The organism is Salegentibacter tibetensis (assembly GCF_020164485.1).
Taxonomy (GTDB): domain Bacteria; phylum Bacteroidota; class Bacteroidia; order Flavobacteriales; family Flavobacteriaceae; genus Salegentibacter; species Salegentibacter tibetensis.
This window is the reverse complement of the sequence record NZ_JAIQZA010000003.1, coordinates 128,150-146,345: the sequence shown is the minus strand read 5'-3', so window position 1 is coordinate 146,345 and position 18,196 is coordinate 128,150. Positions and strand designations below refer to the sequence as shown.

16 protein-coding genes and 2 tRNA genes are annotated in these 18,196 nt (G+C 39.0%); 4 read left to right on the top strand and 14 right to left on the bottom strand.

The features are described 5' to 3' along the window. Positions 1-2: 2 nt before the first annotated feature. Complete coding sequence (locus tag LB467_RS02695) at positions 3-389, bottom strand: hypothetical protein (protein WP_224472479.1); 387 nt, start codon at positions 387-389, stop codon at positions 3-5. Positions 390-566: 177 nt separating this feature from the next. Between LB467_RS02695 and LB467_RS02690 the strand changes: the two genes are divergently transcribed. Next, positions 567-1,832 (top strand): cation:proton antiporter, encoded by a 1,266-nt coding sequence (locus LB467_RS02690; protein ID WP_224472478.1) that lies wholly within the window; start codon positions 567-569, stop codon positions 1,830-1,832. Here the strand turns inward: LB467_RS02690 and LB467_RS02685 are convergent. The 3 genes from LB467_RS02685 to LB467_RS02675 are packed head-to-tail and all read right to left on the bottom strand — an operon-like array spanning position 1,809 to position 3,633. Next, positions 1,809-2,513, bottom strand: a complete 705-nt coding sequence (locus LB467_RS02685) for an LrgB family protein (protein ID WP_224472477.1) — start codon at positions 2,511-2,513, stop codon at positions 1,809-1,811. The two genes, LB467_RS02690 and LB467_RS02685, sit on opposite strands and share 24 nt — an antisense overlap. Further along, a complete protein-coding gene (locus tag LB467_RS02680; protein WP_224472476.1) occupies positions 2,513-2,845 on the bottom strand; it encodes a CidA/LrgA family protein in 333 nt (110 codons plus the stop codon). Before LB467_RS02680 ends, LB467_RS02685 begins: the two co-directional genes overlap by 1 nt. A 14-nt stretch (positions 2,846-2,859) precedes the next feature. Next, positions 2,860-3,633, bottom strand: a complete 774-nt coding sequence (locus tag LB467_RS02675) for a creatininase family protein (protein ID WP_224472475.1) — start codon at positions 3,631-3,633, stop codon at positions 2,860-2,862. A 94-nt stretch (positions 3,634-3,727) separates the two neighbouring features. Here LB467_RS02675 and LB467_RS02670 point away from each other — a divergent pair, with 94 nt between their 5' ends. After that, positions 3,728-4,780, top strand: coding sequence for a flavin-containing monooxygenase (locus LB467_RS02670; protein WP_224472474.1), 1,053 nt, complete (start codon positions 3,728-3,730; stop codon positions 4,778-4,780). Between the two features lie 206 nt (positions 4,781-4,986). Here LB467_RS02670 and LB467_RS02665 read toward each other — a convergent pair whose 3' ends face one another. The 10 genes from LB467_RS02665 to LB467_RS02620 all read right to left on the bottom strand — a co-directional run bounded on the left by LB467_RS02665 (position 4,987) and on the right by LB467_RS02620 (position 12,197). Further along, the gene (locus LB467_RS02665) at positions 4,987-5,235 is read right to left on the bottom strand and encodes a GIY-YIG nuclease family protein (RefSeq protein ID WP_224472473.1); all 249 of its coding nucleotides are present in this window, start codon (positions 5,233-5,235) and stop codon (positions 4,987-4,989) included. 137 nt (positions 5,236-5,372) lie between these two features. After that, positions 5,373-5,621, bottom strand: a complete 249-nt coding sequence (locus tag LB467_RS02660) for a GIY-YIG nuclease family protein (protein ID WP_224472472.1) — start codon at positions 5,619-5,621, stop codon at positions 5,373-5,375. Positions 5,622-5,813: 192 nt separating this feature from the next. Continuing rightward, a tRNA-Val gene (locus LB467_RS02655) sits at positions 5,814-5,888 on the bottom strand. Between the two features lie 448 nt (positions 5,889-6,336). Then, positions 6,337-6,411: transfer RNA gene (locus tag LB467_RS02650), tRNA-Val, on the bottom strand. Positions 6,412-6,477: 66 nt separating this feature from the next. Continuing rightward, positions 6,478-7,668 carry a bifunctional folylpolyglutamate synthase/dihydrofolate synthase gene (locus LB467_RS02645; protein WP_224472471.1) on the bottom strand — a complete coding sequence of 397 codons (1,191 nt, stop codon included), beginning with the start codon at positions 7,666-7,668 and terminating at the stop codon, positions 6,478-6,480. 30 nt (positions 7,669-7,698) lie between these two features. After that, positions 7,699-8,517, bottom strand: coding sequence for an energy transducer TonB (locus LB467_RS02640; RefSeq protein ID WP_224472470.1), 819 nt, complete (start codon positions 8,515-8,517; stop codon positions 7,699-7,701). An 8-nt stretch (positions 8,518-8,525) separates the two neighbouring features. Next, the gene (locus LB467_RS02635; protein WP_224472469.1) at positions 8,526-8,918 is read right to left on the bottom strand and encodes an ExbD/TolR family protein; all 393 of its coding nucleotides are present in this window, start codon (positions 8,916-8,918) and stop codon (positions 8,526-8,528) included. A gap of 1 nt (position 8,919) precedes the next feature. Next, entirely contained in the window at positions 8,920-9,621 is a 702-nt protein-coding gene (locus LB467_RS02630; protein WP_224470756.1) for a MotA/TolQ/ExbB proton channel family protein, read from the bottom strand. 219 nt (positions 9,622-9,840) lie between these two features. Then, positions 9,841-11,067 carry a Glu/Leu/Phe/Val dehydrogenase dimerization domain-containing protein gene (locus tag LB467_RS02625; protein ID WP_224472468.1) on the bottom strand — a complete coding sequence of 409 codons (1,227 nt, stop codon included), beginning with the start codon at positions 11,065-11,067 and terminating at the stop codon, positions 9,841-9,843. 65 nt (positions 11,068-11,132) lie between these two features. Next, a complete protein-coding gene (locus LB467_RS02620; protein WP_224472467.1) occupies positions 11,133-12,197 on the bottom strand; it encodes an anhydro-N-acetylmuramic acid kinase in 1,065 nt (354 codons plus the stop codon). Between the two features lie 93 nt (positions 12,198-12,290). On the opposite strand from LB467_RS02620, the gene LB467_RS02615 reads away from it, so the two are divergent. Together LB467_RS02615 and gltB are read left to right on the top strand one after the other, a co-directional pair. Then, complete coding sequence (locus LB467_RS02615) at positions 12,291-13,433, top strand: acyl-CoA dehydrogenase (protein WP_224472466.1); 1,143 nt, start codon at positions 12,291-12,293, stop codon at positions 13,431-13,433. Between the two features lie 239 nt (positions 13,434-13,672). Continuing rightward, positions 13,673-18,196 (top strand): glutamate synthase large subunit, encoded by a 4,524-nt coding sequence (gltB, locus tag LB467_RS02610; RefSeq protein WP_224472465.1) that lies wholly within the window; start codon positions 13,673-13,675, stop codon positions 18,194-18,196.

Genomic DNA, 18,196 nt, shown 5'->3' with positions numbered 1-18,196 from the left:
TTTTAGTATAACACGAGTTGATAACCCATATTCAGTAGGAAAATTCCCAAAAGGAATAGCAGCACGTAAATAACCTGTACAAATTTGAGGTTAAGTACGGTAAGTTTTTTGGTGGTAGGGTCAGGGAAAACAAAGAGTCCAAGGCCTACAAAGAGGGAGGTCCAACCCAGGGCGGTTATTATAAATTCCCAGCCCAGTTCCCAGATATTGTGAAAGAGAATATTAAGTAAACCTATAATGATTGCGGCAAAGGCGGCCAAAATCAGAAATTTATGATCTTTCAGATCTTCAAAAATCTGTTGTATTCTTCTGGGATTAAAACTAAGTACAAAAAAGAAAATCAAAAGGTACCAGCCCCAGAATTTAGCGAGAAACAAAGAAGTATCCATGCTTTACGGTCTTTGGTTAGTCTCTCAAATTTAGACCGTAAAAGAATATTTTAATATGATAAATATCAGTTGGTTAACTAATAATATAAAATATATTTCCCCTGACTTGTTAGACTTTTGCAAAAGTTTAGAGAGGATCATACAGGATCAATTAAAATCTCCTATTTTTATAATTGTATGAAAGAACACTACTGGATCTTAGCTGGAATTGGTTTCACCACCCTCATCATGGCCTGGCTACCTTCCATTTCCAACAAAATAAAAATCAGCGGCCCTATAATTCTTTTACTAATTGGTTTTCTTTTGGTAGGATTTGGATTGCCTATTGGATGGCCAGACCCCCTATGGGCTGATGAGGGCCTTATGTATTTTTCTGAGATGATCGTGATTATATCCCTGATGGGCGCCGGCTTAAAAATTGGTGAAAATTACAGTCTTAAGGCCTGGAAGAGGCCTCTTTTACTTGTTTTTCTAACGATGCCACTTTGCATGGCTTCAGCCTATTTCCTGGGTAAAAATTTTCTTTTCTTTAGTGTCCCTTCCTCGCTTTTACTTGCTGCCATCCTTGCTCCCACAGACCCTGTTTTAGCTTCTGAAACTCAACTTGATGATCCTGAAAGGGAAAAAGAACATAAAGGAAAAATTAGATTTGCACTTACCGGAGAAGCCGGCTTAAACGACGGCCTGGCATTCCCTTTCACCTATATGGCGGTATTGGTAGCACAAGCCGGAGGTTGGGCCGCTTTTGATTTCACCGATTGGATGCTGGATAAGTTCTTTTTAAAAATTATAATAGGAACTATAGCAGGTTTTGCGATTGGAAATGCTATTGGTTTTATTCTGGACAAAGTACACAAATACGCCGGCATTAAAACTTTTGATGGTTTCCTTGCATTATCCCTAACTTTATTTAGTTACGGTGCTACAGAACTCCTACACGGTTACGGTTTTCTTGCTGTTTTCTTTACCGGATTAAGCCTTCGCCATTACGAAAAAGTTAGTGGAGATTATAAAACCAAAATGCACGATTTTGTGCACGAAATTGAGCGAATTCTGCTTGTGGTTTGGATCATTCTTTTTGGAGGTTCTATTATAAACGGAGTGCTAAGTCTTACCGACTGGCGCGGCATTGTGTTCGCTTTTGCCTTTGTTTTAATTATAAGACCACTGGCGGGAATTATAAGTATGGCAGGAATAAAAGACAGTTTTAAAAATAAACTTGCCATTAGTTTCCTTGGAATTAAGGGAATTGGTTCAGTATTTTACCTTGCCTGGGCTTTTGTTCAATTTGAAGGCTTTGAACATAAAAATGAATTATACTCGATTACTGCTTATATTATTTTAATATCTATAGTAGTTCACGGATTTACCGCACCTTCAATTATTGAATATTTTAAGCGGAGAACAAAACGAAACGAGTCAGGAGAAAAGCCCAAAAAATAGCTGAAGCAAATACGGAGTGATAAGTGCGGTAATAATTCCGTTGACACACATTGCGAGTCCACTGTAAACTCCGGCCAGCTTACTTTCTTCAAAAGCCCGGGCAGTACCAATTCCGTGGGCGGCTGTACCCAACGCCGTACCAATAGCCACTTTGCTTTTTATACCCAATTTCTTTAGAATAAAAGGTCCAAAAGCGTTCCCGAATATTCCAACTGCTATTACAATTCCTGCAGTAATTTCCGGAATTCCACCGGTGAGTTTGGTGATTTCAATAGCGATAGGTGTGGTAACCGATTTTGCTGCGAGCGATTCAATAATAAAATCAGGAACTTTAAAAAGTAGGAGAAAAATGATTACCATTAAAATCCCGGTTACTCCACCCGCGGCTACCGAAAGTAAGAACACTTTTAAATTCTGTTTTACTTCTTCATATTTCTCATAAAAGAAAACGCCCAAAGCAACCACAGATGGCCCCAAAAAGAAACTTATAAATTTCCCACCCCGGTTGTAATCTTCAAAAGCGATATTGAAAATTAGTAAAAAGGAAATTATAGATACAATAGCTACCAGCACCGGGTTCAGCAATATGTAATTATATTTCTTCCGAAGCTCACGTGCACCTGCAAAAGCAACTATACTTATAAAAACCCCAAATACCGGTAATTGAAAAAAATCCTGCATTACTTCCCGAATTTTTCAATAATAATTGCTGAAACATAGAGCGTGATGATGGTACTGGCGATAACTGCTATTGAAATAGGCAGCCAATAATCGGCGATGATTTTAAAATAAACCATTAGGCCCACACCGTAAGGAATAAAGAACAAGACCAGGTATTTTATTAACTTATCTGAAGCAGGTTTTACATCTTCAAGATTTACAATTTTAAGCCGTAAAGCCAGGAAAATAAGGAACATTCCCAGAATATTTCCGGCAATTGGGAGCTCAAAAAAATAGGTGATTAACTCACCTAAAAGTAAAAATCCAAAAATATAAGCTAAAGCTTTAAGCATGGGTTTTTCAGAAGTTAATGATACATGTCTTTAAGATCGGCCGAGTGTAATTCTACGAAGAAATCGGCGATCATATCGGTGGCTTGTTCAAAGAAAATTTTGCCTTTTTCAGCAGTTGCTGCTTTAGGATTTCCAACTCCGGTATCTGCGGTAACCTGTGTCCATTCCCTTTGCGTACTGGCCCAACCTTCTTTAAAAGCTTTAATTTTAAAAGTTTTGGCTTTGCCGTCTCCGGCTTCTTCTAAAGGCAGGACTAACTCCGGCCTTAAGTGCATCACTGCTGCGGTTTCCAGTTCCCCTGCGTGGTCTCCGGGTTCGTTAAAATAAGGTTTTGCATCAGTTGTTTGCCACCAGTTTACGGAACAGGCAAAGATATCCGGAAATTCAAGACTTAACTCCCTGATCATCTGCTTAAAATTATTTCCGCCGTGCGCGTTTAAGATGACCAGTTTGTTAATTTTATGCTTCTGTAAAACCTGTGCAACATCCTTTAAAATGGCATATTGGGTACTGGGATTAAGGTTCATACAGAGTTTCACATCCATTTGTCCGGTATTAACTCCAAACGGGATAGTTGGTAATACCACTGCTTTTGCATTCTTTTCCCAGGCCTTTCCTGCCGAGCTTATGGCTACTTCTTCCGCAAGAATATTATCGGTAGCATAAGGCAAATGGTAATTGTGCGCTTCGGTAGCGCCCCAGGGTAAAACTGCTATAGTAAACTCTTCATCTTTAACGTGTTTCCAATTGGTTTCGGCCAGTACATAAGGTTTTATCTTTCTTTCCATAAGCTTAATTTCATATAAAATTAGCAATTCTGTATCTTTTTGCAGGATTAAACGGGCAGAAATTAAAGCCTACCTTTGATAAAAATTAAACTTAATGCTGGATTTTATAATTGTTGGTGGTGCACAGGCCGGACTTTCAATGGCTTATTACCTCAATAAAATGAGTAAAGAGTATATAATAGTTGATAAGGAAAAGGAAGTCGGAGCTTCGTGGTTAAACCGCTGGGATTCGCTTAAACTCTTTACGCCTTCAGAATTCAACAATTTACCCGGGATGGATTTCCCGGCAGAAAAAGGCTATTATCCCAGTAAAGAAGATGTAGCTGAATATTTTAAAAATTATGTAGCTGAATTTGATATAAATGTTAGATTAAATACCCTGGTAGAGCAAGTAACTAAAGAAGAGGATTTTTTTATCCTGAAACATCAAAGTGGTGAGATAAAATCCCGAAATGTAGTTATTGCTACCGGACCATTTCATATTCCATATACGCCTTCCTTTTCAAAGAAAATTTCAGATGAAGTTTTCCAGATTCATAGTAACTATTATAAAAATCCGGAGCAATTAAAGGCGGGCCCTGCAATGGTCGTGGGAGCAGGAGATTCCGGCTTTCAAATTCTCGATGAAATTTCCAAAACCAATAGAACTACTTATTTTTCCGGCGCTACCGATGTACATGTGCTCCCGCAGGAGATTTTAGGAAAAACATTGTGGTGGTGGTTCACGAAAATTGGTTTTTTAAGTTTTAGCCGAAAAACCTGGCTGGGAAAAAAGTTGAGTCAGTCCAAACAACCAATAATTGGAACCGATGTAAAAGGCATTTTGAAAAGGGATAATGTAATTCCTGTTGGAAAAACCAAAAATGCTAAAGGCGAAATTATTATTACCGAAAATCGTAAAATTGAAGAATTAAAGAATATCGTTTGGGCTACGGGATACAGACCAAATTTTAGCTGGATAGATGGTCTGGAACTTACTAAAGACGGTTATCCCAAACACAATCGTGGAATCAGTAATATTGAAGGTCTTTATTTTATAGGACTTCCCTGGTTACATACCCGGGGTTCTGCCACTTTAGGCGGAATTAAAAAAGACGCAGAATATCTGGCTACCTATATTAAAGCAGAGGAGAAAACTACTACTTAAATAAAGGCATAAATTTCCACAGGTTGCGTGGGTTCCACGTGTAGATTTTCCAACGTAAAATTTCGACATAAAAAAATCCCTCAAATAGGTAAACTTTGGAATTTGGGAGTAAAAGTGGGTGCGAAGGGATTCAGCCTGTCCCGAATTCACTTCAGGAAACCCCTGACCCTCCCGATGTAAAATCGGGATGCTCTGAACTAACTGAGTTACTTTTCAATTAATTTTTCAATCATTTTCCGGCTTTTCCACTTTTTGATTTGACGCTCTCTTTTTATTGCTTCCTGTCTACTTTCAAAATTCTCAGAATAAACCACTATCCAATCCCTGGCTTTTGCGGTAAAACCTTTTTTACTTTGCCGATGTTTTTCCAATCGGGTAGCAATATCCTTAGTAGAACCGATATAATATTTATCTAACATTTCAGAAAACAATATGTAAACGTAAAATTTCGACATAAAAAAATCCCTCAAATAGGTAAACTTTGGAATTTGGGAGTAAAAGTGGGTGCGAAGGGATTCAGCCTGTCCCGAATTCACTTCAGGAAACCCCTGACCCTCCCGATGTAAAATCGGGATGCTCTGAACTAACTGAGTTACTTTTCAATTAATTTTTCAATCATTTTCCGGCTTTTCCACTTTTTGATTTGACGCTCTCTTTTTATTGCTTCCTGTCTACTTTCAAAATTCTCAGAATAAACCACTATCCAATCCCTGGCTTTTGCGGTAAAACCTTTTTTACTTTGCCGATGTTTTTCCAATCGGGTAGCAATATCCTTAGTAGAACCGATATAATATTTATCTAACATTTCAGAAAACAATATGTAAACGTAAAATTTCGGCATAAAAAAATCCCTGAAGTAGGTAAACTTTGGGATTTGGGAGTAAAAGTGGGCGCGAAGGGATTCAGCCTGTCCCGAATTCACTTCGGGAAACCCCTGACTCTCCCGATGTAAAATCGGGATGCTCTAAACTAACTGAGCTACATTTTACTAAATATAAAAAAAGTTTCCGAAAATGGAAACCTTGGGTTTTTGTGGGCGCGAAGGGATTCGAACCCCTGACCCCTTGGGTGTAAACCAAGTGCTCTGAACCAACTGAGCTACGCGCCCTAATTTCAATAAATTTGACTTTCTAATACTTGAAAGTCCGACTATAATTCTGGGATTCTAATCCCTGACCCTTCCGATGCAAATCGGGATGCTCTGAACCAACTGAGCTACGCGCCCTAATTTCAATAAATTTGACTTTCTAATACTTGAAAGTCCGACTATAATTCTGAGATTCTAATCCCTGACACTCCCGATGTAAAATCGGGATGCTCTGAACCAACTGAGCTACGCGCCCCTAATTTCAATAAATTTGACTTTCTAATACTTGAAAGTCCGACTATAATTCTGGGATTCTAATCCCTAACCCTCCCGATGCAAATCGGGATGCTCTGAACTAACTGAGCTACGCGCCCTTAATATTTCAAAAAAACTAGTTTCTTTTTATTGAAAAGTTGTGAACGTTAAGCTAAAAAAAGGCTTCCTTTTATAGAAGCCTTTTGAATTTCTGTGGGCGCGAAGGGATTCGAACCCCTGACCCCTTGGGTGTAAACCAAGTGCTCTGAACCAACTGAGCTACGCGCCCTATTCCTGAATGCGGATGCAAATATAGATTAGTTTTTAATCTACACCAAGAAAAATTTCAAAAAAATTAAATTATTTCTGCTACCGTAAAGGTACTTCCCCCCACGAAGACCAAATCCTCATCTAAGGCCGCGTCTACAGCAGAGTCGTAGGCTTCTGAAACCGAATTAAATACCCTGCCTTCCAGGCTAAATTCTGCAGCTTTTTCTTGTAGAATTTCAGCTTCCAACCCGCGTGGAACTTCCGGTTTTGAAAAATAATAAATGGCGGTTTTTGGAAACAATGGAAGAATTTTATTCAAATCTTTATCGTTTACCACGCCTAAAACAATGTGTAAATGCTGAAATTTCTCTTTTTTAAGTTGTTTAAAGACCAAAGTTAAGCCTTCGGTATTATGGGCGGTATCACAAATTACCTTAGGTTTTTCCTTTAAAATATCCCATCTACCTTGTAGCGAAGTATGCAGTTTAACGCTATTAAGTCCGTTTTTAAGACATTCCTCCGGAATCTCCCAGCCCTTTTCTCTCAAAACTTTCACTGCAGCGATCACGCTTTTTATATTCTTGTTCTGGTAATCACCCTTTAGGTCGGTATGATATTTTGGAAGTTTTAAATCCTGTGCAAAGTAAATTTCTGAATTATGCTGTTGAGCTTTTTCAGTAAATATTTTAGTAGTTTCTTTTTGTTTCTCGCCAATTATAACCGGAATATTATCTTTTATAATTCCGGCTTTTTCCGAAGCAATCTCTGGCAGCGTATCTCCTAAAAATGCGGTGTGATCTAAACCTATATTGGTAATGACTGAAACTTCAGGAGTAATAATATTGGTGGAATCAAGGCGACCGCCCAATCCTACTTCAATTATAGCAATATCTACTTTTACCCTGGCAAAATGGTCGAAAGCCATCCCAACGGTCATTTCAAAAAAGGAAAATTTATTTTCTGTTAAAAAATCTTTATGCTCGTTAATAAAACCTGTCACCGTTTTCTTTAAAATAAATTCCCCGTTGACCTTAATTCGTTCTCTGAAATCTTTTAAATGTGGAGATGTATATAAGCCCACTTTATACCCGGCTTCCTGCAAAACAGAAGCCAACATATGGCTGGTGGAGCCTTTACCATTAGTACCGGCAATATGTACCGACTTGAATTCTTTATGCGGATTACCTAAATGTTCGGCAAGTTTAATGGTGCGGGAAAGATCTTTTTTGAATGCCTGCGCACCTACTCTTTGGTACATAGGCAACTGCTGAAACATCCACTCGACAGTTTTAGTATATCCCGCCACTTATTCAGAAAGTTTGAAGTTATAAATAATAGTTCCTACCTGACGTGAAGGTGCATTGTTATCGCTATTAAATCGAGTTGCCATTGCAGCCCTTCTCGCAGGATCTGTTAAACAGGAAGCACTGTTAGTAGTTCCTTTTACACCCGGAGTGGCACTGATTACCTGTCCGTTTTGATTTACTTCAATACGAACCACCACAATCCCGGATTCATTACAATCCTGAACGAATTTTTCTTTATTTAAGGCGCGTCTTCCACCTAAACGATAATTGCCATCTCCATCAAGGCCTGAGCCAGTTCCGTAATAGGAACTTGCATTAGGATCACCATCAGGATCGCCTTTATCGCCTGCCTGATTATCGTTACCTTCTCCTCCACTTTCGGTGCCGGAGCGTTCAGGGCCGTTTAGAATACTACTCATAGCATCGGTAGTAGACTGGTCTGGTTTGGGTTCGGGCTTTTTAGCCGGTGGTTCTTCTATAGGTTTTTCCGGCTCCTTTTCTACTACCGGCTTTGGTTTTTGTTTTTCCTGAATTACCGGAGCTTCTTCCATTTGCTGGGTTACCACTTCCTCTTCTATAACCGGTTCTGGCTGAGTTTGAGCTTCTGGAACAGTGGTTTGTTGAGGAGCAGATTTTACCGGCTCGGTAGGTTGCTCTTCTCCTGAACCAACTTCAGAAGTACCAAAATTTATGGCAATACCACTCTCTGGTGGCGGGTCTAAATATTTAAAGCCCAACAGAAATAACAATGCAATTAACAGCACGTGTAAGATAACCGTGATGGTAAATGATTTTTTTTCGTGTTTGGTTTCTAACATAATTAGATTTATTCAGGTTTAACCGCTAAAACGATTCTATAACTATTTCGATTCGCGATATCCATAACACTTACGGCCTTTTCAATAGGTACACCTTCGTCAGCCCTTAATACAATAGTTGGCTTTTCTTTGCCGGCCAGTTTAGTCTTTAATGTACTTTCTAATGCTGCCTGAGATATTCGTTGATCGTCAACATAAAATTGAAGGTCTTTAGTAATGCTCACCGCTACATTTTGAACACTGGTCGTTTTCCCTTTGGCTTTTGGAAGTATTAGATCCAATGCTTCTGGAGTAATTACCGGCGAGGTAAGCATGAAAAAGATCAACAACAAAAATACAATATCTGTCATTGAGCTCATACTGAACTCGGGGCTTACTTTATTTCTTCCTCTTAAATTCATATTAAGCGGGCTCGTTTAACAGGTCAAGGAAATCTACTGCGGTAGCTTCCATTTGATGCACTACTTTATCGGTTTTTACCACCAAATGGTTATAACCAATATAAGCGATAATACCTACAATAAGTCCGGCAACGGTTGTGGTCATCGCTGTATAAATACCTTCGGCAAGCGCTCCCATTTGAGCCTGGCCACTACTGGTTGCCAGTTCATGAAACGCAATTACCATACCTATTACAGTCCCCAAAAATCCAATCATTGGCGCTGCTCCGGCAATAGTTGCCAAAATACTTACATTCTTTTCCAGCTTATAAACTTCTAAGCGACCTGCATTTTCTATAGCGGTATTAATATCATCTAACGGACTTCCGATTCGGGAAATTCCTTTTTCAGTTAACCTGGCTACAGGAGAATCACTTTGTGCACATCGCATTTTAGCCGATTCAATATTTCCATTTAAGACATTATCTTTTATCTGGAGCATAAAATTCTTATCTACCTGGCTGGCCGATTTTATTGCAAATAGCCTTTCAAAGTAAATATAAACTGCCGCGAATAACAGGATAAATAAAATGAGGATAATAATTTGACCTCCAAGGCCTCCACTAAGCATTAAATCGAATAAAGACAGGGTTTTTTCTTCTACCACCGGCTCTGCCTCCTGGGCGGCTTCGGCAACGCCGTCCTGCTGAAAAAAGTATAGCATAAGTTTCTAATTGGGTTTTTAATGTAACGTGATAAACCAGATTTAATTGTAAATCAAATTTAGTAAAATAATCAGCAGTGCAAACTGCTTTATCCCAATTGGGAATTTTTTATTTTTTGAAGCTGAAATTCTGTCAATTTAAACCATAAAAAATCCCGCTCGAAAACGGGATCTTAGGAATAATCTCAATCAACTAAAATTAAAAGATTACTCAAAAACTTATACCAATTGTTTCAACGCAACTTCAAAAGCGGTTTTACTGATATTGGTTTTGCTACTATTATTATCGTAGGTATTCTGAATTGCATTTTTGATGGTCATCGAAGTATCATTAAAAATTGACTCATCGGTCATTTGCACTCTTCTCTCCATAAAATATGCGAAAACTCTCGCCATTCCACAGTTTGCTATAAAGTCGGGAATAAGGCTAACTTTTTCATCGGTAGATTCCATTATAGAACCAAAGAAAATTTCCTTATCGGCAAAAGGCACGTTGGCGCCACTGGTAATCACCTCTAATTTTCTTTCAATAAGACTATTAATTTGGTCCTGCGTAATTAAACGGGAAGCTGCACAAGGTGCAAAGATCTCTGCATCAATTTCCCAAATCTTTTCGTTGATTTCTTCAAAAGGAATTAGATTTTCATGCTTAAGGGTATTGCCTTCTTTATTAAGGAAAAGCTCTGTTATTTCTTCAAAAGTAAATCCTTCTTCATTGATTAATCCGCCAGCACGATCTATAATTCCTACCACTTTCACGCCCATTTGAGCCAGGTAATAAGCTGCTGAAGAACCTACGTTTCCAAAGCCCTGAACAATAGCTTTTTTCTCTGTAACATCGCCACCATAAATATCGTAGTAATGTTTTACTGATTCGGCCACGCCGTAACCGGTAATCATATCGGCAACGGTATATTTTCGGGTAACATCTGGAGAAAAACGAGTGTTTTCCAGCACCTTAATTACTCCATGGCGTAACTGTCCAATTCTATTAATTTTATCGGCTTCGCTGGGTTTAAAATGCCCGTTAAAAACACCTTCCTGAGGATGCCAAACACCACAGTTTTCGGTAATTGGGATTACTTCATTTATCTCATCTACATTTAGATCGCCACCGGTACCGTAATAACTCTTCAATAAAGGTGAAACCGCTTTATACCAACGCTCTAAAACTCCTTTTTTTCGCGGGTCATTTGGATCAAAATTTATTCCCGATTTTGCTCCTCCAATTGGAGGTCCTGAAACGGTGAATTTCACTTCCATGGTTTTGGCCAGGGAAAGCACTTCATTTTGGTCTAATCCTACACGCATTCTTGTCCCTCCACCGGCGGCACCACCACGTAAGGAATTAATTACTGTCCAACCTTCAGCTTCGGTTTCAGAATCTTTCCAGTTAAAAACTATTTCGGGTTCTTTATTTTCGTATAATTTTAATAATTCCTTCATTTATACTCTAATTTTTCACAAATATATAAACTAGGAGGTATATTTTTGGTTTTTCAGCAAAAAGTTTAAATCTCGTAAATTACTCCGGAAGAATGATCTTTTTTCGCCCCGGTTACCGATTTTAATACATTTACCTCATCCCGAAGTTTGAGAACACCCAGTAAACCGAAAATTAGAGCTTCTTTATAATTTATAATTTCATCTGAAGGAATCGTGAAATGACATTTGGATTCTTCTTTTAGAAGTCGAATTAAAAAATTATTAAAGGTCCCCCCGCCACTCATCAAAACTTTTGAACCAGGATTATCGTCCAGTGTATTGGCTATCTGCTGGGCAACGTGAACGGTATAGGTATGAAGAATTTCCGGAAGGTTTTCTTCATATTCCTTTAGAATTGGAAAAACCTCGTTTTTCACCCATTCCACTCCCAAAGATTTAGGGGGATTTTGAGCGTAAAAAGCCAGGTTATTTAACTTTTTAAGCAAATCTTCATTCAATTCACCTGAAGCAGCCAGCTTTCCCCCTTCATCAAATTCTTTTCCTAATTTCTGAGCATAATAATTTATCACGGTGTTTACGGCACAAATATCATATGCCAGGCGTTCGCCATTGTTATCGGTAGAAATATTTGCGAATCCGCCTAAATTGAGGCAATACTTATAATCTAAAAAAAGCAATTGATCGCCCACAGGAACAAGCGGTGCGCCTTGCCCACCCAATTTCACATCCTGTACCCTGAAATCACAAATTACAGTTTGTCCGGTGAGATAAGCCAGTTCTGGTAAATTCCCGATTTGTAAAGTGTAATTATTTTCAGGCTCATGTTTTATTGTGTGACCGTGGCTACAAACCGCGTCTATATCTTTTATTTGATGAGTCTCAATAAAGCGGGAGATAATTCCGGCAAGAAAATTTGTATATTTCTTATTAAGCTCTTCTAAGCGTTCTTCAGAATAATTTATCGCGGCTGCCAGGGTTTCCTGCCAGTTTAAGGGATAAGGAACGGTTTCAGCCTTTAGGATCTTGTAGCTCCATGAGTTTTTAAAATCAAAATTAATATAGACCAGATCGATACCATCCAAGGATGTCCCCGACATCACACCAATAATTTTGTAATTAGCTTTTTTCATATTCGTAAAATTAATGAAACTTAATTGAAAATTACACACCAAAACTTTATCTTTGGTGACCAAAATTAGATTTTTCTAAATTAAAATAATAATATGGATTTCAAACTTACAGAAGAACATATAATGATTCGCGATGCCGCGCGTGATTTTGCTAAAAACGAATTATTGCCCGGTGTGATTGAAAGAGACGAGAAACAGGAGTTCCCCGCCGAACAGGTGAAAAAGATGGGAGACCTTGGTTTTCTTGGGATGATGGCTTCTCCAGAATTTGGCGGCGGCGGTATGGATACAATATCTTACATTCTTGCGATGGAAGAAATCTCAAAAATTGATGCTTCTGCTTCTGTGGTAATGTCGGTTAATAATTCCCTGGTTTGCTGGGGGCTTGATACCTACGGAAATCAGGAACAAAAAGAAAAATACCTTTCAAAACTTACAACCGGAGAGAAATTGGGCGCTTTTTGCCTTTCAGAGCCTGAAGCAGGGAGTGACGCCACTTCACAAAGAACTACCGCAATAGATAAAGGAGACCATTACTTACTGAATGGAACAAAAAACTGGATTACCAACGGGAATTCAGCCGATTATTATATTGTAATTGCCCAAACCGACCGTGAGAAAAAACACAAAGGCATTAATGCCTTTATAGTAGAAAAGGGAACGGAAGGTTTTGAAATTGGACCCAAAGAACAAAAAATGGGAATTCGCGGAAGCGACACGCATTCTTTGAATTTCAACGATATTAAAGTTCCAAAAGAAAATAGAATTGGCGAAGATGGTTTTGGCTTTAAATTCGCTATGAAAACCCTTTCTGGCGGAAGAATAGGAATTGCAGCCCAGGCTTTGGGAATCGCTTCCGGTGCTTACGAACTGGCTTTAGATTATTCAAAACAACGAAAGGCTTTTGGTACCGAGATTTGCAATCACCAGGCTATAGCATTTAAACTGGCCGATATGTACACTTCAATTGAAGCCTCAAGACATTTGGTTATGAAAGCTGCCTGGGATAAAGACAAGGGCGGAAATTATGACCTTACCGGAGCAATGGCTAAAGTCTACGCTTCAAAAACCGCTATGGATGTTACTACCGAAGCAGTACAGGTACACGGTGGGAATGGTTACGTAAAAGAATACCACGTAGAGCGTTTAATGCGCGATGCGAAGATCACCCAGATATACGAGGGAACTTCAGAAATTCAAAAAATTGTAATTTCCAGAGCTATTCTAAGAGATTAATTTTTCAGTATTTAATTAAACTAAAGTCCGATTTTTTCTAAATCGGACTTTTTTTATGAGCTTAACCCAAGTATGAAATTTATAGAATCAATAATATAGAAGGGATCAAATTGTATAATTATCATTTATAATTAATTTAATTGTTTTTACTGAATTTCTTCTTACTTTAAGTGTCAAACGCTTCATAATATTTATCTAAATAGGTAATTTTGAAACGATAACTTAAGGACGATAAGGACATGAAATTAAAAAAACAGGGGCTCTATTCACCCGAATTTGAGCACGATAATTGTGGCGCAGGATTTATATGTAATCTAAAAGGCAAGCGAACAAACGATATAATTCACAAAGCCTTAGATATTCTTATTCGCCTGGAGCATCGGGGTGCGGTAAGTGCAGATGGCAAAACAGGCGATGGTGCCGGTATTTTAATTGAAATTCCTCACGATTTCTTCAAAAAAACCTGTGAATTTAAACTTCCGGATTTTAAGGAATATGCAGTAGGAATGGTTTTTCTTCCGCAGTCTGAAAATCAGCGTAAAATTTGCCGGGAGATTTTTGAAGAAGAGATTGTTGGGCAGGGCCTTAATCTTATTGGCTGGCGTGAAGTGCCGGTAAACAGAGCCTGTTTGGGAAGCATCGCTTCACTCACTGAACCTAACGTACAGCAGGTCTTTATAGGAAAGGGAGACGATGTTTCTGATGAAAGTTTTAATGCAAAACTTTTTTCCGCCAGGAAAATCGCCGAACACAGAATTGAAAAATCAGAACTTTCTGAAGCAGAATATTTTTACCTGCCAAGTTTATCAACAAATACCATTATCTATAAAGGTTTGTTGATGCCACAGGATATCAATATCTATTACCGTGACCTGAACGAACCAGATGTGGTAACCAAGCTTGCTTTGGTACACCAGCGTTTCTCCACCAACACTTTCCCAACCTGGGATTTGGCACAACCTTTTCGCTATATGTGCCACAATGGGGAGATAAATACGCTACGCGGAAATTTAAGCCGAATGAAAGCCAGGGAAGAGCTTTTTGAAAGTGAAAAATTTGGAGAAGACCTAAAAGAGGTTATCCCTATTGTTCCTGAAGGGAAATCAGATTCAGCATCTATGGATATGGTACTGGAATTGCTTTTACAAACCGGCCGTTCTTTACCTGAAGCTATTATGATGATGGTGCCGGAAGCCTGGGAGAAAAACCCTACCATGGCCGATGAAAAGAAAGCATTTTACGAATATAATGCCTGTATCATGGAGCCCTGGGATGGACCGGCTTCTATTCCATTTACCGATGGAAAATATATTGGTGCATTATTAGACAGAAATGGTTTACGTCCTTCCAGGTACACGCTTACTAAAGACGGTTACGTAATTATGTCTTCTGAAACCGGGGTTCTAGAGATTAAACCGGAAAATGTTGAATTACATGGAAGATTAGAGCCGGGAAGAATGTTCCTGGTAGATATGCAGGAAGGTCGAATTATTGGCGATGAAGAAGTAAAGCAAAAAATAATTTCAGAAAGACCTTACCGTAAATGGTTAGACGAAAATTTACTAAACCTATCTGAAGTAGCATATACCGGTAACAAAACCCCGGTTGAAAAAATAGATATCAACACCCGTCAAAAGCTTTTTGGATATACACAGGAAGACATAAAAACCATAATTAGCCCAATGGCGCTTCAGGGAAAAGAAGCGATTGGTTCTATGGGTGCCGATATTCCTCTGGCGGTCCTTTCAGATAAATCCCAACTTTTATTCAATTATTTTAAGCAATTATTTGCCCAGGTAACCAACCCGCCTTTAGATGGAATAAGGGAAGAAATTGTAACTGACATCAGTTTGTCTATTGGAGAGGATCGAAATTTATTCGATATTATTCCCGAGCAATCCAAGAAACTAAGAATCCAAAATCCCGTAATTTCTAACGAAGATTTGGATAAAATAAAATATATAGAGCATCCCGATTTCAAAACCGCCTCTATTTCTATTTTATATGAAGCCGAAAAAGGTTTAAACGGACTCGAAACTAGACTCGATGAAATTATTTACGAAATAAATGATGCAGTAGACGATGGCTGTAATGTGATAATTCTTACAGACCGAAATGCTGATCCGAAATTAGCACCTATACCTTCGCTTTTAGCTTGTTCTTTTGTGCATCACCGAGTGAAAAAATATAACCGAAGATCTTCCTTCGGAATTGTTATAGAATCGGCTGAACCAAGAGAACCACATCATTTTGCATTATTATTCGGTTATGGTGCCAGCGCCATTAATCCTTATATGGTGAATGAAATTATCTACAGCCTCGTTGAAGAAAAAGAGATTGAAGTTGAGGATCCTGAAGTTGCCGTAGAGAATTTTAACGTTGCCATTGGAAAAGGGATTGTGAAAATTATGAACAAGATTGGTATTTCTACCCTTCACTCCTATCGCGGCGCACAAATATTTGAGATTCTAGGTCTAAACCAGAAATTTGTCAATAAATATTTTACCAATACACCTACCCGAATTGAGGGAATTGGATTGTATGAAGTAGAAAAAGAAATTCAAAAACGCTTCGAAAATGCTTTTGCTCCAAAGAAAACAGACACCGATCTGGATCTGGAAATTGGAGGTGATTATCGCTGGAGAAGAACCGGAGAAAGACATATGTTTAACCCGGCCAGTGTGGCAAAACTGCAACAGGCAGTAAAGCAAAATAGCACTAAAGCTTACGAAGAATATTCAAAATTAATAAATGACCAAAGCGAGCGCTTAATGACGCTTCGCGGAATGTTTAAGTTCCGTGATCTAAATCCTATTCCTGTTGAAGAAGTGGAACCCTGGACAGAGATCGTAAAACGTTTTAAAACCGGAGCGATGTCTTTTGGCTCCATAAGTAAAGAAGCGCACGAGAACCTTGCCGTGGCGATGAACCGTATGCAGGGGAAAAGTAACTCGGGAGAAGGAGGAGAGGATCCGCAGCGTTTTCATAAAGATCTTGATGGAAACTGGAGAAATTCTGCTATAAAACAGGTTGCTTCAGGAAGATTTGGCGTTTCGATAAACTATTTGAGTAACGCAAAAGAAATTCAAATTAAAATGGCCCAGGGTGCAAAACCTGGCGAAGGTGGGCAATTGCCGGGACCAAAAGTGAATCCCGATATTGCAAAAACCAGAAATTCCACTCCTTATGTAGGTTTAATTTCACCGCCACCTCACCACGATATTTATTCCATAGAGGATTTGGCTCAATTGATCTTCGATCTTAAAAACGCGAATCGCGAAGCCAGGATTAATGTAAAACTGGTTTCTAAAGTTGGCGTGGGAACTATTGCTGCCGGGGTGGCAAAAGCAAAAGCCGATGTAGTTCTTATTTCAGGATTTGACGGGGGTACGGGAGCCTCTCCCCTCACCTCACTTAGACACGCAGGTCTGCCCTGGGAACTAGGAATCGCCGAAGCTCAGCAAACCCTACTTATTAATAACCTTAGAAACAGGATCGTGGTTGAATGTGACGGGCAGTTAAAAACCGGTCGTGATGTAGCTATAGCCGCTTTACTTGGTGCAGAAGAATTTGGTTTTTCTACCGCGCCGCTTGTGGCATCAGGTTGTATTATGATGCGAGCATGTCACTTAAACACCTGCCCGGTGGGAATCGCTACACAAGATCCTGAACTTCGTAAGAAATTTAAGGGTACTCCAGAAGATGTGATCAATTTTATGTATTTCATCGCACAGGAATTAAGACAGATTATGGCCGATCTTGGTTACAGAAGTATTAACGAAATGGTTGGGCAGAGCCAGAAACTGGATATGAACCGGGCGATAGAACATTACAAGGCCCAGGGCTTAGACCTTTCTAACATTCTGTATAAGCCGAAGATCGATGAAGACATGCCGCTCTACAATACCGAAACACAGGATCACAATCTTGAAAACGTGCTGGATTTTGAAATATTAAAACATGCGCATCCAGCGATTTATAGAAAAGAAAAAATGAGCCTGGATTTCCCAATTAGTAACGTTAACCGTACAACCGGCGCTATTTTAAGCAACGAAATTTCAAAAATTCATGGTGCAAAAGGATTACCCGATGGCACCCTCACTTTAAATTTCACAGGTTCCGGAGGGCAAAGTTTTGGTGCTTTTGCGACCAAAGGTTTAACGATGAATATCAACGGAAACTCCAACGACTACTTAGGAAAAGGACTTTCTGGCGCGACTTTAAGTGTTAGAAAACCTAAAGAAGCATCCTTCAAATCTAATGAAAACGTCATTATTGGAAATGTTGCCCTTTATGGCGCCACAGATGGTGAAGCATATATTAACGGAATGGGTGGTGAGCGATTCTGCGTAAGAAACTCCGGTGCCAAAGCAGTGATTGAAGGAATTGGAGATCACGGCTGTGAATATATGACCGGTGGTATTGCCGTAATTCTAGGAAAAATAGGAAGAAATTTCGCCGCAGGAATGAGCGGGGGAATCGCATATATCTATAACCCGGATAATACCTTGGATCATCATAATTTCAATATGGAAATGATTGGTTTAGAAGATCCTTCAAAAGAAAACAAGGCAGAGCTCAAAAAGCTTATAGAAAATCACTACCGCTATACCGAAAGCGATGTGGCCAAAGATATTCTTGAAAACTGGAATGATAATGCAGATAAGTTTATAAAAGTAATGCCAGCAGAATATAAAAAGGCTTTACAAAAAATGGAAGAAGAAAAAATGTTAAAAAGACAAACTGAACTCAAAACAGCATAA

Bases quoted from the DNA above. Each gene is read 5' to 3' on its own strand.
- LB467_RS02680 (WP_224472476.1), bottom strand. From the start codon at position 2,845: ATGCTTAAAGCTTTAGCTTATATTTTTGGATTTTTACTTTTAGGTGAG.
- LB467_RS02630 (WP_224470756.1), bottom strand. From the start codon at position 9,621: ATGCTATACTTTTTTCAGCAGGACGGCGTTGCCGAAGCCGCCCAGGAG.
- LB467_RS02685 (WP_224472477.1), bottom strand. From the start codon at position 2,513: ATGCAGGATTTTTTTCAATTACCGGTATTTGGGGTTTTTATAAGTATA.
- LB467_RS02690 (WP_224472478.1), top strand. From the start codon at position 567: ATGAAAGAACACTACTGGATCTTAGCTGGAATTGGTTTCACCACCCTC.
- gltB (WP_224472465.1), top strand. From the start codon at position 13,673: ATGAAATTAAAAAAACAGGGGCTCTATTCACCCGAATTTGAGCACGAT.
- LB467_RS02670 (WP_224472474.1), top strand. From the start codon at position 3,728: ATGCTGGATTTTATAATTGTTGGTGGTGCACAGGCCGGACTTTCAATG.
- LB467_RS02675 (WP_224472475.1), bottom strand. From the start codon at position 3,633: ATGGAAAGAAAGATAAAACCTTATGTACTGGCCGAAACCAATTGGAAA.
- LB467_RS02665 (WP_224472473.1), bottom strand. From the start codon at position 5,235: ATGTCGAAATTTTACGTTTACATATTGTTTTCTGAAATGTTAGATAAA.
- LB467_RS02640 (WP_224472470.1), bottom strand. From the start codon at position 8,517: ATGTTAGAAACCAAACACGAAAAAAAATCATTTACCATCACGGTTATC.
- LB467_RS02635 (WP_224472469.1), bottom strand. From the start codon at position 8,918: ATGAATTTAAGAGGAAGAAATAAAGTAAGCCCCGAGTTCAGTATGAGC.
- LB467_RS02620 (WP_224472467.1), bottom strand. From the start codon at position 12,197: ATGAAAAAAGCTAATTACAAAATTATTGGTGTGATGTCGGGGACATCC.
- LB467_RS02625 (WP_224472468.1), bottom strand. From the start codon at position 11,067: ATGAAGGAATTATTAAAATTATACGAAAATAAAGAACCCGAAATAGTT.
- LB467_RS02615 (WP_224472466.1), top strand. From the start codon at position 12,291: ATGGATTTCAAACTTACAGAAGAACATATAATGATTCGCGATGCCGCG.
- LB467_RS02645 (WP_224472471.1), bottom strand. From the start codon at position 7,668: ATGTTTCAGCAGTTGCCTATGTACCAAAGAGTAGGTGCGCAGGCATTC.
- LB467_RS02695 (WP_224472479.1), bottom strand. From the start codon at position 389: ATGGATACTTCTTTGTTTCTCGCTAAATTCTGGGGCTGGTACCTTTTG.
- LB467_RS02660 (WP_224472472.1), bottom strand. From the start codon at position 5,621: ATGCCGAAATTTTACGTTTACATATTGTTTTCTGAAATGTTAGATAAA.